The sequence below is a fragment of the Microbacterium sp. Root1433D1 genome, assembly GCF_001426835.1.
GTDB classification, from domain to species: Bacteria; Actinomycetota; Actinomycetes; order Actinomycetales; family Microbacteriaceae; genus Microbacterium; species Microbacterium maritypicum.
In genome coordinates, this window is sequence record NZ_LMFN01000002.1 from 818,597 (window position 1) to 837,366 (window position 18,770).

Consider the following 18,770-nt stretch of genomic DNA (forward strand, 5'->3'; position numbering starts at 1 on the left):
ATCGTTCGAGGTCTCCCCCGATGAGACAGCCAGTCTAGTACCCCTGGCCTGCACAGAATCTACCCCTGCACTCTGTGGTTTTAGTGTGAGCACAAGAGAGATAACCAGGCCGAGGGCGTCACTATTCCGCCACCACCGCGAGCACCTCTCGGAGTGCTGCTGCCACGGCCTGCGCCCGGATCGCGTCGCGGTCCCCGCTGAAGTGGAAGGCCGTGGTCCGCGACGCTACAGGGGTCACGACTCCGATGTGCACAGTGCCGACCGGCTGGCCGTCCGGGGAGTCCGGGCCGGCGATCCCCGTCGTCGACACGCCTACATCGGCTGGCACACCCCCGACACCGACCACGTCTCTGACGCCGTCGGCCATCTGCAGAGCGACCTGCGGGTGCACCGGTCCGTGTGCGGCCAGAAGAGCCGCGTCCACTCCCAGCACGGTCGCCTTCACCGGCGTCGCGTAGGCCACGACGCCCCCGAGAAGCACCGCGGATGCGCCGGGGATGGCGACGACATCCGCGCACAGAGCGCCACCTGTCAGCGATTCGGCGATCCCGAGCGTCCACCCGCGCCGACCCAGCGCTGCGAGGACCGCGGCGCTCTCTTCGCTCATGGCTTCCGGCGCGAACCCCGCACCTGCGCCACGATGTAGTCGATGCCGCTCACCACCGTGAGCACCAGGACGATGAGCATGAGGATGAAGGTGATCAGCGTCCAGGCGTCGAGACCGATGAGGTAGTGCAACGGAAGCAGTGCCCAGCCGAGCGCGACCCCCTGGAATGCCGTCTTGATCTTGCCCATCCAGGCCGCGGCGACGACATGCTCGCTGGCGACCATGAGCCGATGGATCGTGATCCCCCACTCGCGCACCAGGATGATCGCCACGATCCACCAGCTGACCTCGCCCAGGATGGCGAGCCCGATGAACCCAGCGCCCGTGAGCATCTTGTCGGCGATGGGATCCCAGAGTTTGCCGAAGTCGCTGACGATGTCGTACTTGCGTGCGAGGTAGCCGTCGACCCAGTCCGTCGAGATGCCGACGATGAAGATGATCGCGGCGGCCCAACGGAGGCCGGGGTCGGGAAGGCCGTACTGGCCGCCCAGCAGCAAGAGGATGAAGAAGACGACCGCCAGCGGGATGCGCGCGACGGTGATGGCGTTGGGAAGCTGCCGAGGAATGGCCATCAGTCGCGTCCCGTCAGGCCCCAGGCGTCTTCGTCGCCCTCGGCCTCCACCTCGGGAAGCCCCTCGTACTGGGCCGCGATCGGATCATGTGACTGAGGCAGGGGCGGGACGGGCGGAGCGGCAGGGGTTGCCGATGACGACGGCGAGGCCGGCACGTCGTCGCCGCGGAGCTTCGCCATGACCTGCGGGAGCTGCTCGGCCGTGGCCAGCACGTCTCGCGCCTTGGATCCCTCGGACGGACCGACGATCTCGCGCGACTCCAGCAGGTCCATGAGGCGACCGGCTTTCGCGAAGCCGACACGAAGCTTGCGCTGGAGCATCGACGTCGAGCCGAACTGGGACGAGACGATGAGCTCGGCGGCCGCGAGCAGCAGCTCCAGGTCGTCGCCGATGTCCTCGTCGACTTCCTTCTTCTTGGTCGGCTCCATCGCCTCCTGCACATCGGGACGGTAGTCCGGACGTGCCTGACGGGTGACGTGCTTGACGACCGCGTCGATCTCCTTCTCGTCGACCCAGGCGCCCTGCAGACGGAACGGCTTGGACGAGCCCATGGGCGAGAACAGCGCATCACCCTGACCGATGAGCTTGTCGGCGCCGGGGCTGTCGAGGATGACGCGGCTGTCGGTGACGCTGGTGACGGCGAAGGCCAGACGAGAGGGGACGTTCGCCTTGATGAGTCCGGTGACGACGTCGACACTCGGACGTTGCGTCGCGAGGACGAGGTGGATGCCGGAGGCTCGCGCCAGCTGCGTGATGCGCACGATCGAGTCCTCCACGTCGCGAGGGGCGACCATCATGAGGTCGGCGAGCTCATCGACCACGACCAGGAGGTACGGGTACGGCTTCAGAACGCGCTCACTGCCCACCGGCAGCTCGACCTCGCCCGCACGCACGGCACGGTTGAAGTCGTCGATGTGACGGAAGCCGAAGGATGCGAGGTCGTCGTACCTCATGTCCATCTCCTTCACGACCCACTGCAGCGCTTCCGCCGCCTTCTTGGGGTTCGTGATGATGGGCGTGATCAGGTGCGGGACACCGGCGTAGCTGGTGAGCTCCACGCGCTTCGGGTCGATCAGCACCATGCGCACGTCGGCGGGGCGAGCGCGCATCAGCAGGCTCGTGATCATGGAGTTCACGAAGCTCGACTTACCAGAGCCTGTGGAACCGGCGACCAGGAGGTGGGGCATCTTGGCGAGGTTCGCGATGACGATGTTGCCGCCGACGTCTTTGCCGACGCCGATCGTCATCGGGTGCGTACTCTTCTGCGCGACGGGCGAGCGCAGCACGTCGCCGAGCGCCACCATCTCCTTGTCGGCGTTGGGGATCTCGATGCCGATCGCGCTCTTGCCGGGGATCGGCGAGAGGATGCGGACGTCGTTCGATGCCACCGCGTAGGCGAAGTTGTTGCTCAGCTGCAGGATCTTCTCGACCTTGACGCCGTGGCCGACCTCGACCTCGTACTGCGTGACCGTCGGTCCGCGGGAGAACCCGGTGACCTTCGCATCGACCTTGAACTGCGACAGCACACTGGTGATCTGCTCGATCACCTTGTCAGTGGCCTCGGAGCGCATCACCGGCGGTGGACCTTCGACCAGGAGGCCGGGAGAGGGCAGGATGTACGGCGTCACGGGAGCCTGCGGTCCGCGGTCGCCAGGGCCCTCGGTGCCGAAGCCGTCGAGGCCGGGAAGCTCCGGCACCTCTCCGGTGTCGGAGGAGTCGTCGAGGAGCGCCGTGGTCTGCTGCTCCGCGAGGGAGTCGGCGACGGACCTCACATCGGACAGCACCTCGGTGGCCGCGTCATAAGGGTTCTCGACGACGACCGCCTGGTCGTAGGCGGGAGTCGGATCGGAGGTCGTGAGCAGCGCCGTGATGTCATCCGAGCCGAGGGTGCCCTCGTCGGGATCTTCTTCCCGACCGGTCTTGTTGCGCCGCCACCAGGGCAGCACGTCGGGGTCGTCGACCTTGTCGGCGTCGTCGATCGCCGCAGCGTCCTTGGCAGGCCTCTCCGGGCGTTCGGCGTCAAACATCCAGGCGTACAGGTCGCCGAGGCGGGCGCCGATGCGGTTCGGCGGTGTCTTGGTGAGGATCAGGATGCTGAGTGTCGCAAGCAGCGACAGCACGATGTACGCGGGAATGTCGGTGAGGTAGCTCAGCGGCTGTCCGAGCATCCATCCGAACAGCCCGCCGGACTCGCTCAATGCGAGCATGCCCTCCTTGGGCTGAGGGCCGTCTCCCGCGACATGGCAGAAGCCGGCGAGGGTCAGCACAAACAGACCGAACCCGATGCCGATACGGCCGTTGTCATGAACTGACGAAGGGTGACGGAACAACCATCCGGCGAGCAGGAGCAGAAGCACGGGCATCACGAACGCGACCCGTCCGATCAGCCCTCCGACGGAGTACGCGCTGATGTTCGCAGCGACCTCGTTGCCGATGAAGAACCACTCGTTGACCGCGCCCAGCACGGCGAGGAGCACGAGGAGGAAAGGGAAACCGTCGCGACGATCGTCTTTCTCGAGGGTCTCAGGGCCGAACGCGCGGAAGAGTCCGCCGACGCCGTGCGCCAGCCCGACCCAGGCCCGGACAGCGACCGGCGGCTTGTCTGCCTCGTCGATGTACTTCTTGGGAGCGGGCTGCGCCTTGCGAGCGGGTGGGGCCTTGGGAGCCGTCTGCCGCTTGGAGCGCGACGGTGCGCTGGTCGACGCGCTCTCTGTCTTCGTGGTACTCCTGGCCATGCTCTCACGTTACGTCCACCAGCCGACATCTCCGCGTAATGACGCGGCTTTCCCCGGATCCGAGAGGGCGCGGCTACGCCGTGCCGCGCGCCATCGTGTCCCGGCTCTCGCCCTCCCTCACCACGGCGAAGCCCTCGGCGCGATACAGGTTGCGCGCGAAGTTGTCCCGTTCGACGCTCAGGCTGATGCGCGCATGTCCCTGAGAGCCGGCGAGGTGCACGATGCCGCGTAGCAGCGAGCGTCCGACGCCGCGCGCACGCCAGAGGGGATGCACTCCGATGATCAGCTCCGGGACGGCGACGCCGATGAAGCCGAACCCCGGGGCGTCCTGCGGGAGCACCCGATACCACGCGGCCCCGACTGGGACGTCGTCCGAAGCGGTGGCCACCAGTCCGTCGTCGGCCATGCGCTTCCACCCCGCGAGGTAGCGCCTGTGGTCGGCAGAGGTCAGCACCTCGTGCCGCGGACGCACTCCCCCGGCACGCCAATTGGCGGCCTCGACGAGCATGTCGCCGAGGAACATCGCATCCGCCTGCGCCGCCCTGCGAAGGGAGAAGTCCCTGTACATGACGCGAGCATAGGCCCGCGGTGTTACATCGACGTGACGGCTACCCGTGAGCGGGGAGCAGACGCCCCAGCGTCACGCCTCGATGACGAGCGGAACGATCATCGGACGACGACGCAGCCGCTGGTTCACCCAGCGACCGATCGTGCGTCGAACGACCTGCGACAGCGCATGGGTGTCACGAACGCCGTTGCCCGATGCCTCCTTGAGCGCCGCGATGATCTTCGGCGTCACGTCGTCGAACACCGAATCGTCCTCGGCGACGCCGCGCGCGTGGATCTCCGGTCCGGAGATGATGCGGCCGGTGCCGGCATCCACAACCACGATCACCGAGATGAAGCCCTCCTCGCCGAGGATACGGCGATCCTTGAGGTCGGCATCGGTGATCTCGCCGACGGTGGAGCCGTCGACGTACACGAATCCGAGGTCGAGCTGACCGGTGACCTTCGCGACCCCGTCCTTGAGATCGATCACGGTGCCGTTGGAGGCGATGATCGTGTTCTCCTCGGGGACGCCGGTGTCCTGCGCCAGCTTGGCGTTGGCGATCAGGTGCCGGTACTCGCCGTGGACCGGGAGGACGTTCTTCGGCTTCAGGATGTTGTAGCAGTAGATCAGTTCGCCCGCCGCGGCATGCCCGGAGACATGCACCTTCGCGTTGGCCTTGTGGACGACGTTGGCACCGAGCTTGGTGAGCCCGTCGATCACGCGATAGACCGCGTTCTCGTTGCCCGGGATGAGGCTGGAGGCGAGGATGACCGTGTCGCCCTCACTGATCTCGATCGCGTGGTCCATGTTCGCCATACGGCTGAGCACCGCCATCGGCTCGCCCTGGGAGCCGGTGGACATGTAGACGATCTGCTCGTCGGGGAGGTCGCGGGCCTTCTTGAAGTCGATGAGGACTCCGTCCGGCACCTTCAGGTAGCCGAGCTGCTCCGCGATCGTCATGTTGCGCACCATGCTGCGGCCGAGGAATGCGACGCGGCGACCGTTGGCGTGCGCCGCGTCGATCACCTGCTGCACACGGTGGACGTGGCTGGAGAAGCTCGCGACGATGACACGACGAGGCGCCTTCGCGATCACCTGGTCGAGCACGGGACCGATGGAGCGCTCCGTCGGCGTGAAGCCGGGGACATCGGCGTTCGTCGAGTCGACGAGGAACAGATCCACACCCTCTTCACCGAGGCGGGCGAATGCGCGCAGGTCGGTGATGCGGCCATCCAGCGGCAGCTGATCCATCTTGAAGTCACCGGTGGCGAGCACCATGCCTGCGGGCGTGCGGATGGCGACGGCCAGCGCATCCGGGATCGAGTGGTTGACCGCGACGAACTCCAGGTCGAACGGACCGACCCGCTCCTGCTGACCTTCCTTCACCGTGAGGGTGAAGGCCTTGATGCGATGCTCCTTGAGCTTCGCCTCGACCAGTGCCAGGGTGAGCCCGGATCCGATCAGCGGGATGTCGCTCTTCAGGCGCAGCAGATACGGCACCGCGCCGATGTGGTCCTCGTGTCCGTGCGTCAGCACCACGCCGACGATGTCATCCAGGCGATCGCGGATCGGCTCGAAGTCCGGCAGGATCAGGTCGACACCGGGCTGGTGCTCCTCAGGGAAGAGCACGCCGCAGTCGACGATCAGGATCTTGCCGTCGTACTCGAACATGGTCATGTTGCGACCGATCTCGCCGAGGCCGCCGATCGGGACGACCCGCAGCGTCCCGTCTTCGAGAGCGGTCGGTTCTACCAGGGGAATGGACATGCTGTCTCCTCAGTCGGACACTCCGCGCGTCCGTTCGTTCGTGGCGACGCGACTCAGCGCGTCGTGCCGTGCACCTTGGGCAGGGCACCACCCGCGGCCGCGTTGCGGTCGGGGCGGAAGTTCGAGAAGTCGGCACCGGGGACGTTCTGGACCAGGTCGAGTTCATCTTCGATGAGCGCGGCCTCCCATTCCTCGGGGCCGACCAGGGGAAGTCGGACGCGCGGGCTCGAGATGCGGCCGAGTCCGTGCAGGATGTACTTGGCCGCGACCGTTCCCGGAACGTGCGTCATCACCGCGCGCACGAGCGGCTCGAGGCGCTTGTGCTCTGCGGTGGCGGTGGCGAGATCGCCCGCGTTCACCGCGTCGATGATCGTGCGGTACGGCGCAGCGGCGACGTTCGCCGTCACACCGATGAGGCCGGTGGCCCCGATCGCGAGGTGCGGGAGCACGTTCGCGTCGTCGCCTGAGAAGTACATCAGGTCGGTCTGGTTGAGCACGCGGCTCACCTCGGAGAAGTCGCCCTTGGCGTCTTTCACGGCGAGGATGTTCGGGTGCTTCGCGAGACGCAGGATGGTCTCGTACTTGATCGGCACACCCGTGCGGCCGGGGATGTCGTAAAGGATCACCGGGAGGTCGGTCGCGTCGGCGACCAGACGGAAGTGCGTGAGGATGCCGGCCTGAGTCGGCTTGTTGTAGTACGGCGTGACGATCATGATGCCGTCGGCGCCGGCCTTCTCGCTGGCCTTGTAGAGCTCGATCGCGTGGGCGGTCTCGTTGGAGCCACCGCCGGTGATGATCTTGGCGCGACCGGCGGAGACGGATCTGCCGACCTCGACGAGCTTGAGCTTCTCGGGGTCCGTCAGGGTCGAGGTCTCGCCGGTCGTCCCCGTCACGACGATGCCGTCCGCTCCCGCGGTGATCACGTCATCGATGTGCTTCTCGACGGCGGGCCAATCGACTTCACCGTCGGCCGTCATCGGAGTGACGAGCGCGACGAGAACCTGTCCGAAAGGGTTGCCCGAATGCGTCATAGACCCAAGCGTATAGGTTCGACTGCCGCTCATGCGGACGCGGTGACGCGGATGAGGTCGCAGGTGCGCCGTACGCTCGAAGGATGGCATGGGTCACACGAGACAGCGAGACGAAGTACGAGAACGCCTGGATCCGTGTGCGTGAGGATCGGGTGACAGGACCGGCCGGTGACGACGGCATCTACGGTGTCGTCACCATGCAGCATCCGGCGGTCTTCATCGTCGCTGTGGATGACGACGACCGCATCTGTCTCGTCACGATCGACCGCTACACCGTGGGCACCACCATCGAGGTGCCTGCGGGAGGCAGCGACGGTGAGGCTCCGCTCGTCGCGGCCCGGCGGGAACTTCGCGAGGAGACCGGCTTCGAGGCCGGTGACTGGGTGCCGCTGGGCACCATGCACGCGCTGAACGGTATCGCCGAGGCCGCCGAACACGTCTTCCTCGCACGCGACCTCCGACCTGCCGCAGAAGACGAAGAGGCGTCCGGCGGGGGCGACGCGCGCACTGCTGAGACTCAGGCCGAAGAGGGCATCCAGGCCGTCTCATGGGTTCCGTTCGAGACCGTGCTGGGCATGATCGCTGACGGCACGATCACCGATGGGGAGTCGATAGCCGCGATCGCGAAGGCAGGGATCCGGCTCGGCCGTTTCCGCTGACCTCTGCGGATCGCACGCGCCAGGGTCAGACGCGGCCCCGACGCGCCACACCAGATGTCAGCGAGCTCGGCAGGACGCGCGTCAGCGCCACGAGCACCTTGTAGCGCAGCGACGGCACCGAGACGGACTTGCCGCGGGCCGCATCACGCAGACCGACGCGGACGACGTCGCGCGCATTCAGCCACATGATGGCGGGAACACCCTCGTCACCGACCGCGAGCCCCATGCGCTCGTGGAACGACGTATGAGTGAATCCCGGGCACAACGCCGTCACGGAGACGCCGTCACGGCCGTACTCGGCGTTCGCCCAGCGGCTGAAACCGATCAACCACGCCTTGCAGGCGGAGTACGTCGACCGCGAGATGAACCCCGCGACCGACGCCACGTTGATGATGCGCCCGCCGCGGCCGCGCATGGACTGCAGCGCCGCGTGCATGAGACGCATCGATGCTTCGACATGCACCCGCAGGTGACGCACCTCGTCGTCGATGTCGTTGTCGGCGAACTGCAGGGGAAGACCGAACCCGGCGTTGTTCACCAGGAGGTCGACCGGGTCAGCCGCGTCGCGCAACCGCTCGGCGACCTTCTCCACACCGCTCTCATCCGCGAGGTCGGCGGCGATGATCTCGACCGCGACACCGTACTCGCTCCGCAGTTGCGCACCCAGCTCCGCGAGAGCCTCCTCCGACCTCGCCACCAAGACGAGATCGGCGCGACGCCGCGCGAGCTGACGAGCGAACTCTGCGCCCAGTCCGGCGCTGGCTCCGGTGATCAGTGCAGTGGGCATCAGCGCTCGTATCCGAGGAAGCGGTAGCGGATACCGGTGCGTGAGGTGCGCCACTCCCCCTCGTCGACGAGTCGCCAGCCCGTCTTGGCCGGCGCGTAGGCGTCGCCGGCGACGTCGAGATCGAGTTCGGTGACCTCCAGCCGATCCGCGTCACCGATCACCTGGCGGAAGATCTCCGCACCGCCGATGATCCATGCCCTGTCGAGCCCGCGCACGGCTTCCGCGACCGTGGCCGCTCGGCGCGCACCGTCCTCGGACCAGTCCTGCTGCCGAGTCACCACGATGTTGTCGCGGCCGGCGAGCGGTCGGAAGCGCTCCGGAAGCGAATCCCAGGTCTTGCGGCCCATCACCACGGGCGCGCCGAGGGTGACGTCCTTGAAATGCGCCAGGTCTTCCGGCACGTGCCAGGGCATCCCGCCCTCGGCGCCGATCACGCCGCCGTGGGCCTCGGCCCAGATCAGCCCGACCCAGGTCATACCGCCACCGCCGCCCTGATCGCCGCGTGGTGCTGGTAGTTCTCCACCACGAAGTCCTCGTAGCGGTAGTCGAGGATCGATTCCGGCTTCCGAGCGAAGCGCAGCGTCGGATACTCGTAGGGGTCTCGGCTGAGCTGCTCACGCACCTGCTCGACGTGATTGTCGTAGACGTGGCAGTCGCCGCCCGTCCACACGAAGTCTCCGGCCTCCAAGCCGACCTGCTGGGCGATCATCATCGTGAGCAACGCATACGAGGCGATGTTGAAGGGCACGCCGAGGAACATGTCGGCGCTGCGCTGGTAGAGCTGGCAGGAGAGCTTGCCGTCGGCGACGTAGAACTGGAACAGGGCGTGGCAGGGAGCGAGAGCCATGTCGGGGATGTCAGCGGGGTTCCAGGCCGAGACGATGAGCCGCCGGGAGTCGGGCGAGCGGCGGATCTGCTCGATGACCTCGGAGAGCTGGTCGATGCTCCCGCCGTCCGGGGTGGGCCACGACCGCCACTGCACCCCGTAGACCGGCCCCAGGTCGCCGGACTCGTCTGCCCACTCATCCCAGATCGTGACGCCGTTGTCGCGGAGCCACCCCACATTGGAATCGCCACGCAGGAACCAGAGGAGCTCGTACGCGATGGACTTGAAGTGCACACGCTTGGTGGTGATGAGCGGGAATCCCTTCGACAGGTCGAAGCGGATCTGTCGACCGAAGACGCTCGTCGTTCCCGTTCCGGTGCGATCGGACTTGTGCGTGCCGCTCTCCAGCACGTCGCGGAGCAGGTCTTCGTAAGGAGTCGGGACGGCTGCGCTCATGAAAGCCACGATACCGCCACCCTCACCTCCCACGGGCGGATGAGCTCCCGGGCGTGGGACGTTCGTCATGGTCGGAAACATCGGCCATGCCCCTTCACCGCACGACATATTCTCGACCTATGTCGCCCGCAGCCGCCCTGGGGATCGCCGCCGCACTCCTCGTGCTCGCGACGATCGTCGGCATCGTGCTGCGCCGTCGCGATGGACGACGACGCGACGGCGGCGCCCTCCTCTTCGACCCCGCAGATGCCGCAGCCGAACTCGGTTCCCGAGCGACACTGGTGCAGTTCAGCACGGAGATGTGCGCACGGTGCCCCCAGGTGAGACGGTTGCTCGGCGCCTACGCGGCCGAGCACGACGACCTCCGTCATCTGGAGGTGGATCTGACGCACCGCCCGGATCTCTCGGCTCGCTACCGAGTCCTGCAGACGCCGACGACCTTCGTGGTCGACGATTCCGGCGCCGTCCGCGCACGATTCCACGGTGTCCCCGACCGCCACGCGCTCACCGACGCCCTCGCCGCCGTGTGAGCGGAAAGACTGGAGCCCCATGAGCATTCCCGCAGGCATCGACCCCCGAGGCCCACGATTCGCCGCTGCGATCACCGCGGTCCTGCTGCTGCTGGCGACGTTCCTGGCACTGATCGGGATCTCGACGGCCAGGGGCGGCACCGTTTGGTTCGCCTACCAGCCGCTCGCCGATGCCACCTTCACGCCGTCCGGATGGGCGATCGCCTCGGTATCCCTCGCCCAGCGTGCCCTCGACCCCGGTTTCCTCCTGGCACTCGTCATCGCGCTGCTGTTCCTGTGGGGGCTCGTGTCGCCGCGGACGGCGCCCTGGGGTGCGCTCTTCCGCTCAGTGGTGCGACCACGCCTGACGCCGCCCACCGAACTCGAGGATCCGCGTCCGCCGCGGTTCTCGCAGGGTGTCGGACTCGTCGTCGTGGGAATCGGCCTCGTCCTGCACCTCCTCGGCGTCGCGTGGGCTCTCCCGATCGCGACGGCGGCCGCGTTCCTGGCCGCCTTCCTCAACGCCGCGTTCGCGTTCTGCCTGGGCTGCCAGCTCTACCTCCTGCTGCAGCGCGCGGGCCTCATCGGAGGTGAAGCGCCCGCCTCCTGACGACTGTTCCCCGGCAGAGGGACGATCGCTAGGCTGACCACGAGTCGATGCTGCGCCCGCAGTGCGAGAACCGGAGGAATCATGCCCGTCACCAGCGAAGCCGCCAGCACCTGGACCGGATCGCTCATGGAGGGATCCGGCACGGTCGCGTTCTCGTCGTCGAGCCTGGGCACCTTCCCGATCAACTGGAAGGCCCGCAGCGAAGGCAGCGACACCACGACGACGCCGGAGGAGCTCATCGCCGCCGCGCACGCGTCGTGCTTCAGCATGGCGCTCTCGCACGCCCTCGCCGAGAACGGAACCCCGCCGGAGCGCGTCAACACGACGGCATCGGTCACCTTCAAGCCCGGCGTCGGCATCACCGGCAGCCACCTCAATGTCAACGCGACGGTCCCGAACCTCACGCCCGAGGCGTTCCAGGAGATCGCGAACGGCGCCAAGACCGGATGCCCGGTGTCTCAGGCGCTCGCCGGGATCGACATCACCCTCGAGGCCACGCTCGCCTGAGCATGCCGTCGGGGTCAGCGTCGAGCGAGGCGGATCGCCTCGCGGATGCTGGCCCTGGCATCCTTGCGGCGGCCGGCCGCATCCTGGACGACGCCGAGCCGGTAGCGCGCACGCCAGTCGTCGCCTGCGGCATCCGCCTCCGCGGTGTACCGCGCGATGAGCGGATCCGCGTCGGCGCGAGCGATCCTTCCGCTGGGGGTCAACTCGGTCTCGACCGGTGGCATCCCGCCTTCCGCGTCGAGAAGGCGCCCCAGCCGGTCGGCACCGAAGCCGAACATCATCTCGCGGACGAGTGCCCAGGCTCCGATCGGTGCCAGCACGAGAAGAGTGATGCCCATGCCGATCGAGACCGGGGTGCCGACCGAGATGAACATCACCGCGAGCCAGATCGCGACGGCGAGGTAGACCAGCAGCGCCGCTGCCATGAGCGCGACGCCGATACGCGACATCACGACCGGATGCCGATGTCGATCATGTGCTCGAGACCGACGAACACACCGGTGGCCTTCACCGCGAACGGCACGGCGAGCCGGATGCCGGGGGCGTAGGCGAGCGCCGAGTCGATCGTGTCGTGGGTGAACGTGAGCGATTCACCGGGGCCGGAGAGGATGACCTCCTGCTTGGCGACGACGCCGGGACGGCGCAGCGAATGGATCGGCACGCTGCCGACCTGCTGTCCACGTGCGCGCTGATCGGCGTGCGGTGCACTGACCGGGCCTTGATCCGCGCGAGCGGCGGCGATCAGCTCGGCGGTGCGCACGGCTGTCCCGCTCGGTGAGTCGATCTTGGTCTCACGGTGTGCCTCGATGATCTCCGCGGATCCGAAGAAAGGCGCTGCGGCAGAAGCCAGTGCGGATCCGAGGACCGAGCCCAGCGAGAAGTTGGGGATGAAGACCGCGCCGGTGCCGGCGGCTTCGACGAGGGGACGCACGAGGGCGATGCGCTCGGAGGACCAGCCCGAGGTGGCGACCAGCACGTTGATGCCGTGCTCGACCGCGGCCCGCACGACCTCGACGCTCACCTGGGGCGTCGACGCATCGACCACCAGGTCGGCGCCGTCGAGTTCGGAGAGATCACTCGAGGAGGTGAGCACGCGGCTCACCTCGAAGCCTTCGAGCTCGTCGATCACCGCACGGATGATCGAGCCGAGTTTCCCGGTTCCGCCGACGAGTGCTACCTGCGTGGTCATGCGCTCAGTCTATTTCGCGGGCGACCGAGTCAGGCCCGGGGCGCGCGGGTCCGTCACGCAGTCGTCCGCCGCGAGCGGACGGCTCAGACCAGGAGCGCGTCGGGGATGCCCGTGCGCAGTTCGACCGGAAGATGCCCGGTGTCGTTGTGGGTGAGCAGCGTCCACGGGCGCCCCTGCTTCTGGGCGATGACGGTCAGGCCGCAGTGCGACTGGTTCAGCGTCATCCATCGCCATTCGGGGGCGGCCAGCACCTCGCGGACGAACCAGGAGATGACGAAGTTGTGCGTGATGAGCACCTCGTGCACGTCGCCGGTCTTGCGCACGAGGAACTCGTTCACGGCGTCGGACATCTGCGCCCGGCCCGCCTCGATCTCCGCCTCGGTGATGGAGCCGAAGAACGGCTCGAACACGGACGGGGTCTCATCGGTCATACCGGTGGGCACGCAGTCGAACAGCAGTGCGGTCGGCTCCGGGTCGACCGACGGCAGACGAGCCGCGATCGCCCGCGCCGTCTCGTTGGCGCGCAGCAGAGGCGAATGCCAGACCGCATCGAGAGGAAGCCCCGACAGCCGGTCGGCGATCAACTCCGCCTGACGCTGTCCCCGAGGGGAGAGGGGTCCGTCGGCGAGACCATGCTCTGCATCCTGATGTTCACCGTGTCTGACCAGATATATGTAGTGCGTCACAACTCGCTCGCTTCATCGCCAGCATCCGCCGGGCCTCCCTTCCACCCTATGTCACGGGTGGGACGATGCTCAGTTCCCTGCCCGGGTGAGCTCGGCGACCTGGCTGCGTGAGAGCGACACGCCGGCTCCCTGCACGAGCTCGTCGACGTGATCGCTCGCGAAGGCGTTCACGATGGGGGCCGCGATCGTGCGCTGAGCAAGCAGCCACGCGATGGAGACCGCCGCGACGGGAGCGCTCACCTCTTCGGCGACCTGATCGAGCGCCCGCAGGATCTTGATCCCGCGACGGTTGAGATGCCCGCGCAGCTGTTCGCCCCGCACACCGCGTGAGGTCAGCGCCTTGCTGCGGTGTCGCCCGGAGAGGAAACCGTGCTCGAGCGCATGGGAGGGCGTCACGGCGAGGTTCTGCGCACCGGCGACGAGTCGAAGATCGCCTTCGAACGGCTGGCGACGGACGAGATTGTACGGCGCGTCGATCACCTGGATGCGCGGATAGCCGGCCGAAGCGAGGATACGGGCTTCCACCAGACGCTCCGGCGCGAAGCCGAAGGCACCCAGGGCACCGATCTTCCCGGCCTCGGTCATCCATTCGACGGTCGCCAGCGTGTCCTCGAGGTTGGTGGTCGCATCGAGCGTGGCGTCGAGATAGAGGACGTCGATGCGATCGACACCCAGCCTCGTCAGAGAGCCCTCGACCGCGCGCACGAGGTTGACCGAGCCGAGACCTGGGTTGTCGGCATGCGCCCCGACCCGAACGCTGACGACGCTGCGATCACGTTGTCCCCGCGAACGCAGCCACTGCCCGATGATGTGCTCGCTGCGCCCGCCGGAGAAGCCGTCGGCGGTGTGGATCGCGTTGCCACCGAACTCCACGTAGCGGTCGAGGATGCCGTGGCTGGTCTCGAGATCGACGTTCCAGCCGAACTCCGCAGCACCCAGCATGAGCGGGAACGTCTCGAAGCCGGTTTCGCCGAGGGCGACACGGATGGTCTCCCCTATGCCGGGGCCGACGATCGGGATGGGTGCAGAGGGATGCTCGGCGACACCCTGTCGGGCGCGTTCATCCGACGCTCCTGCGCCTACGCTGAACAACCGCATACTCTCTCACCCCCGCATCGATCGGTGCGTGCCGACCTGCGTACCTGCTGGATCTGCACCCCCCGGTGCGTACTTCGAGAGTAGGCGAATTCGCCGAACGTCCCGACCAATCCAGGGAACGGCGCGGAAACGTCCGATAACGATTTGATCACACCACGGCGCGACAGAACCCGGGCCCCTCCTGTGCGGAGGAACCCGGGTTCCGGTTCAGAGCGTGCGCTTACTCGGCGGCAGCGTCCTCTGCGGGCGCTGCGTCAGCGGCCGGAGCGTCGTCGAGGACGGGCTCGAGCGAGAGCTTGCCACGGTCGTCGATCTTCGTGATCTTCACGAGGATCTTCTGGCCGACCGAGAGCACGTCATCGACGTTCTCGACCCGCTTGCCACCGGCGAGCTTGCGCACCTCGGTGACGTGGAGCAGGCCGTCCTTGCCCGGGAGCAGCGAGACGAACGCACCGAAGGTGGCGATCTTCACGACGGTTCCGAGGAACTGCTCGCCGATCTCCGGATTGGTCGGGTTGGCGATCGCGTTGACCTGGGCACGAGCGGCCTCGGCCGACGGACCATCGGTCGCGCCGATGTAGACGGTGCCGTCCTCCTCGATGGAGATCTGCGCACCGGTCTCGTCCTGGATCGCGTTGATCGTCTTGCCCTTCGGGCCGATCAGCTCGCCGATCTTGTCGACGGGGATCTGCACGCTGATGACGCGGGGCGCGGTGGGCGCCATCTCGTCAGGAGCGTCGATCGCGGCGTTCAGGACGTTGAGGATCGTCAGACGAGCGTCACGGGCCTGGGTCAGCGCGCCGGTGAGCACCGACGTCGGGATGCCGTCGAGCTTCGTGTCCAGCTGGATGGCCGTGACGAACTCGCTGGTACCCGCGACCTTGAAGTCCATGTCGCCGAGAGCATCCTCAGCACCCAGGATGTCGGTCAGCGCGGCGTACCGAGTCTCGCCGTTGACCTCGTCGGAGACGAGACCCATGGCGATACCGGCGACGGCCGCACGCAGCGGCACACCCGCGTTGAGCAGCGACAGCGTCGATGCACAGACGGAACCCATCGAGGTGGAACCGTTGGAGCTTAGCGCCTCGGACACCTGACGGATCGCGTACGGGAACTCCTCACGGCTCGGCAGAACCGGCACGAGCGCGCGCTCGGCGAGGAAGCCGTGCCCGATCTCGCGACGCTTCGGCGAACCCACGCGGCCGGTCTCACCGGTCGAGTAGGGCGGGAAGTTGTAGTGGTGCATGTAGCGCTTGCTCGTGACGGGCGACAGCGAGTCGATCTGCTGCTCCATCTTGAGCATGTTCAGCGTGGTGACACCCAGGATCTGGGTCTCGCCGCGCTGGAAGATCGCGGAGCCGTGCACGCGCGGGATGACCTGCACCTCGGCGTCGAGCGGACGGATGTCCGCGAGTCCGCGACCGTCGATGCGAGCGCCCTCGGTGAGGATGCGTCCGCGGACGATCTTCTTCGTGACGGACTTGTACGCGGCGGAGAACTCGAGCGGAGCCGCAGCCGGGAGCGAACCCGCCTCTGTTGCCTCGATGAGCTCTGCCTTGACACGGTCCTTGATCGCATCGTCAGCGGTCTGACGCTCGACCTTGTCGGCGATCTGGTAGACGTCGCTGAGCTCGGCGAACGCGCGCTCGGAGACGAAGCTGTAGACCTCGTCGCTGTATGCGGGGAAGACCGGGTACACGCCCGGCTCCTTCGACGCGGTGGCGGCGAGCTCGGCCTGAGCCTTGACGAGCTGCGCGATGAAGGGCTTCGATGCCTCGAGACCCTGGGCCACGACAGCCTCATCGGGCTTGGTGGCGCCGGCCTTGATCAGGTTCCAGCTGCCCTCGGTGGCCTCAGCCTCGACCATCATGATGGCGACGTCTTCCGAGCCATCGGCCTTGGTGACGACGCGACCGGCGACGATCAGGTCGAACACAGCCTCACTGACCTGCTCCGCGTTCGGGAACGCGACCCACTGGTCGGCGTGCTCGCCCTGGCCGGGGATGAACGCGAGGCGCACACCGGCGACGGGGCCGGAGAACGGCAGACCCGAGATCTGGGTCGACGCGGAAGCCGCGTTGATCGCGAGCGCGTCGTAGAACTCGCCCGGTGCGATCGACATGACGGTGATGACGACCTGGACCTCGTTGCGCAGTCCGTCGACGAACGACGGGCGCAGCGGGCGGTCGATCAGACGGCAGACCAGGATCGCCTCGGTGGAGGGACGACCCTCGCGGCGGAAGAACGAGCCCGGGATCTTGCCGGCAGCGTAGGAACGCTCCTCGACGTCGACCGTCAGCGGGAAGAAGTCGAAGCCTTCGCGCGGGTGCTTTCCTGCGCTGGTGGCCGAGAGGAGCATGGTCTCGCCGTCGAGGTACGCGGCGACTGCGCCCTGAGCCTGCTGCGCGAGGCGGCCGGTCTCGAAGCGGATGGTGCGGGTGCCGAAGCGGCCGTTGTCGAGAACGGCCTCGGTGGCGGTGATTTCAGGACCTTCCAAGAGGTCTCTCCTTCTTTGTTTAGACTCGCGAATCCATGTGACGCGCGAGCGTGTTCAAAGGAGCGGAACGGAAGGGTTCGGGCGCGCGGGCACTCCCGCGAATCTCGCCTGCGCTGGCCACCAGTAGAAAGCCACCCGACACGCGCCGAGGAACCCACCACAGGGGACCAGCTTCTCCGCCGATCGCTCCATGAGTCGATGTGAAATTGTGCAGTTGACACACGTCAACCTCATCCACCCTACCAGCGCGGACCTCGAATCCTGCGCGTCATCACGCATCGCGGATACGACATCGGCCGGTCACAGCCCGTTCACCGCGCGGATGCTCCAGCGTGGGGAGCATCCGCTGTGGTGGAGCCATGCGCTTGTCAGTGATCGGCTGCGGGTACCTCGGTGCCGTGCACGCCGCCGCCATGGCCTCGATCGGACACGACGTCATCGGCATCGACGTCGATGAGCAGAAGGTGAGCGCTCTGGCCGCCGGATCGGCGCCGTTCTTCGAGCCGCGGCTCTCGGAGCTCCTCGCCGACGGCCTGAGCTCGGGACGGCTGCGCTTCAGCAGCCGGATGGCGGACGCCGCGGGTGCGCAGGTGCACTTCCTCGCCGTCGGGACCCCTCAGATTCCTGGAGGTCACGCCGCGGACCTCCACTACGTCCACGCGGCGCTCGACGCCCTGCTCCCCCACCTGCGTGCGGGAGACGTGGTGGCGGGCAAGTCGACCGTGCCGGTGGGAACAGCCGCAGTACTGGCGGAGCGCGTCGTCGCCGCCGGAGCCGCACTCGTGTGGAACCCCGAGTTCCTCCGCGAGGGATGGGCGGTGCACGACACCCTGACACCGGATCGCCTCGTGGTCGGCGCCGAGGCGGATGCCGCCGGAGAGCGCGCCGTCGGCGTGCTTCGAGAGGTGTACGCCTCGAGCATCGACGCCGGGACGCCCTTCCTGGTCACGGACCTCGCGACGGCCGAACTCGTGAAGGGCGCGGCCAATGCCTTCCTCGCCACCAAGATCTCGTTCATCAACGCGATGGCGGAGATCGCGGAAGCGTCGGGCGCCGACGTCGCTCTGCTCGCCGACGCGCTCGGCCACGACACCCGGATCGGGCGACGATACCTGGGCGCGGGCATCGGCTTCGGCGGGGGCTGCCTCCCGAAGGACATCCGAGCGTTCACCGCCCGGGCGGAGGAACTCGGTCGAGGGGAAGCGGTCGGCTTCCTGCGCGAAGTCGACGCGATCAACCTCCGGCGTCGCGACCGAGCGGTGCAGATCGTGGTCGACGCCCTGGGCGGACTGGTGTTCGGCCGCAGGATCGCCGTGCTCGGCGCCGCCTTCAAACCCTTCAGCGACGACATCCGCGACTCCCCTGCCCTCGACGTCGCCGTCCGCCTGCGGGGGCTGGGTGCGGACGTCGTCGTGACCGATCCGGCCGCACTCGACAACGCGGCGGCTCTTCACCCTCAGCTCGGCTATGCCCGCGACCGTGACGACGCCCTGAGGGAAGCCGATGCCGTCGTCGTCGTCACCGAGTGGGACGAGTACCGCCGCGACCTCTCCCCCGAACATGCCGGCGCTCTCGTGCGCGGACGGATCATCGTCGACGGCCGCAACTGTCTCGACTCCGCCGCCTGGCGCGCCGCCGGTTGGCAGTATCACGGCATGGGGCGACGCTGACCGCCCGCCCTGGC

Annotated in this window: 19 protein-coding genes; 5 read left to right on the top strand and 14 right to left on the bottom strand. The window is 67.5% G+C overall.

The window, feature by feature from the left end; genetic code table 11:
• Nucleotides 1–121 precede the first annotated feature (121 nt).
• The 6 genes from ASD13_RS09855 to dapA all read right to left on the bottom strand — a co-directional run bounded on the left by ASD13_RS09855 (nucleotide 122) and on the right by dapA (nucleotide 7,262).
• Nucleotides 122–607 (bottom strand): CinA family protein, encoded by a 486-nt coding sequence (locus tag ASD13_RS09855; RefSeq protein WP_055868720.1) that lies wholly within the window; start codon nucleotides 605–607, stop codon nucleotides 122–124.
• Nucleotides 604–1,179, bottom strand: coding sequence for a CDP-diacylglycerol--glycerol-3-phosphate 3-phosphatidyltransferase (gene pgsA / locus ASD13_RS09860; protein WP_017830903.1), 576 nt, complete (start codon nucleotides 1,177–1,179; stop codon nucleotides 604–606). Before pgsA ends, ASD13_RS09855 begins: the two co-directional genes overlap by 4 nt.
• The gene (locus ASD13_RS09865) at nucleotides 1,179–3,914 is read right to left on the bottom strand and encodes a DNA translocase FtsK (protein WP_055868722.1); all 2,736 of its coding nucleotides are present in this window, start codon (nucleotides 3,912–3,914) and stop codon (nucleotides 1,179–1,181) included. The genes pgsA and ASD13_RS09865 overlap by 1 nt, the downstream gene beginning before the upstream one ends.
• 73 nt (nucleotides 3,915–3,987) lie before the next feature.
• Nucleotides 3,988–4,482, bottom strand: coding sequence for a GNAT family N-acetyltransferase (locus ASD13_RS09870; protein WP_055868724.1), 495 nt, complete (start codon nucleotides 4,480–4,482; stop codon nucleotides 3,988–3,990).
• 72 nt (nucleotides 4,483–4,554) lie between these two features.
• Entirely contained in the window at nucleotides 4,555–6,231 is a 1,677-nt protein-coding gene (locus ASD13_RS09875) for a ribonuclease J (protein ID WP_055868726.1), read from the bottom strand.
• 53 nt (nucleotides 6,232–6,284) lie between these two features.
• Complete coding sequence (dapA, locus tag ASD13_RS09880) at nucleotides 6,285–7,262, bottom strand: 4-hydroxy-tetrahydrodipicolinate synthase (RefSeq protein WP_017830907.1); 978 nt, start codon at nucleotides 7,260–7,262, stop codon at nucleotides 6,285–6,287.
• 83 nt (nucleotides 7,263–7,345) lie between these two features.
• Here dapA and ASD13_RS09885 point away from each other — a divergent pair, with 83 nt between their 5' ends.
• On the top strand, nucleotides 7,346–7,921 hold the full coding sequence (locus ASD13_RS09885; protein ID WP_055868728.1) for an NUDIX domain-containing protein: 576 nt from the start codon (nucleotides 7,346–7,348) through the stop codon (nucleotides 7,919–7,921).
• A 25-nt stretch (nucleotides 7,922–7,946) separates the two neighbouring features.
• Here the strand turns inward: ASD13_RS09885 and ASD13_RS09890 are convergent, their stop codons facing one another.
• Genes ASD13_RS09890 through ASD13_RS09900 form a run of 3 tightly spaced genes read right to left on the bottom strand, consistent with a single transcriptional unit; the run spans nucleotide 7,947 to nucleotide 9,990 of the window.
• Nucleotides 7,947–8,708 carry an SDR family NAD(P)-dependent oxidoreductase gene (locus ASD13_RS09890; protein WP_055868730.1) on the bottom strand — a complete coding sequence of 254 codons (762 nt, stop codon included), beginning with the start codon at nucleotides 8,706–8,708 and terminating at the stop codon, nucleotides 7,947–7,949.
• On the bottom strand, nucleotides 8,708–9,184 hold the full coding sequence (locus ASD13_RS09895; protein ID WP_055868731.1) for a dihydrofolate reductase: 477 nt from the start codon (nucleotides 9,182–9,184) through the stop codon (nucleotides 8,708–8,710). The genes ASD13_RS09890 and ASD13_RS09895 overlap by 1 nt, the downstream gene beginning before the upstream one ends.
• Entirely contained in the window at nucleotides 9,181–9,990 is an 810-nt protein-coding gene (locus tag ASD13_RS09900; protein ID WP_055869175.1) for a thymidylate synthase, read from the bottom strand. The genes ASD13_RS09895 and ASD13_RS09900 overlap by 4 nt, the downstream gene beginning before the upstream one ends.
• A 119-nt stretch (nucleotides 9,991–10,109) precedes the next feature.
• Between ASD13_RS09900 and ASD13_RS09905 the strand changes: the two genes are divergently transcribed.
• The 3 genes from ASD13_RS09905 to ASD13_RS09915 all read left to right on the top strand — a co-directional run bounded on the left by ASD13_RS09905 (nucleotide 10,110) and on the right by ASD13_RS09915 (nucleotide 11,616).
• Nucleotides 10,110–10,520 (top strand): thioredoxin family protein, encoded by a 411-nt coding sequence (locus ASD13_RS09905; RefSeq protein ID WP_055868733.1) that lies wholly within the window; start codon nucleotides 10,110–10,112, stop codon nucleotides 10,518–10,520.
• Between the two features lie 19 nt (nucleotides 10,521–10,539).
• Nucleotides 10,540–11,109, top strand: coding sequence for a DUF4395 family protein (locus ASD13_RS09910; protein WP_055868735.1), 570 nt, complete (start codon nucleotides 10,540–10,542; stop codon nucleotides 11,107–11,109).
• 81 nt (nucleotides 11,110–11,190) lie between these two features.
• Nucleotides 11,191–11,616 (top strand): OsmC family peroxiredoxin, encoded by a 426-nt coding sequence (locus ASD13_RS09915; RefSeq protein ID WP_017830914.1) that lies wholly within the window; start codon nucleotides 11,191–11,193, stop codon nucleotides 11,614–11,616.
• Between the two features lie 14 nt (nucleotides 11,617–11,630).
• Here the strand turns inward: ASD13_RS09915 and ASD13_RS09920 are convergent, their stop codons facing one another.
• The 5 genes from ASD13_RS09920 to ASD13_RS09940 all read right to left on the bottom strand — a co-directional run bounded on the left by ASD13_RS09920 (nucleotide 11,631) and on the right by ASD13_RS09940 (nucleotide 17,086).
• Nucleotides 11,631–12,065 carry a hypothetical protein gene (locus ASD13_RS09920; RefSeq protein ID WP_017830915.1) on the bottom strand — a complete coding sequence of 145 codons (435 nt, stop codon included), beginning with the start codon at nucleotides 12,063–12,065 and terminating at the stop codon, nucleotides 11,631–11,633.
• Nucleotides 12,065–12,805 (bottom strand): 4-hydroxy-tetrahydrodipicolinate reductase, encoded by a 741-nt coding sequence (gene dapB / locus ASD13_RS09925; protein WP_055868737.1) that lies wholly within the window; start codon nucleotides 12,803–12,805, stop codon nucleotides 12,065–12,067. The genes ASD13_RS09920 and dapB overlap by 1 nt, the downstream gene beginning before the upstream one ends.
• 83 nt (nucleotides 12,806–12,888) lie before the next feature.
• Nucleotides 12,889–13,491 (bottom strand): histidine phosphatase family protein, encoded by a 603-nt coding sequence (locus tag ASD13_RS09930; protein ID WP_055868738.1) that lies wholly within the window; start codon nucleotides 13,489–13,491, stop codon nucleotides 12,889–12,891.
• Between the two features lie 69 nt (nucleotides 13,492–13,560).
• Nucleotides 13,561–14,589, bottom strand: a complete 1,029-nt coding sequence (locus ASD13_RS09935) for an aldo/keto reductase (RefSeq protein WP_055868740.1) — start codon at nucleotides 14,587–14,589, stop codon at nucleotides 13,561–13,563.
• A 220-nt stretch (nucleotides 14,590–14,809) separates the two neighbouring features.
• Nucleotides 14,810–17,086, bottom strand: a complete 2,277-nt coding sequence (locus ASD13_RS09940; protein WP_055868741.1) for a polyribonucleotide nucleotidyltransferase — start codon at nucleotides 17,084–17,086, stop codon at nucleotides 14,810–14,812.
• Between the two features lie 359 nt (nucleotides 17,087–17,445).
• On the opposite strand from ASD13_RS09940, the gene ASD13_RS09945 reads away from it, so the two are divergent.
• Complete coding sequence (locus ASD13_RS09945; protein WP_055868742.1) at nucleotides 17,446–18,756, top strand: UDP-glucose dehydrogenase family protein; 1,311 nt, start codon at nucleotides 17,446–17,448, stop codon at nucleotides 18,754–18,756.
• Nucleotides 18,757–18,770 lie beyond the last annotated feature (14 nt).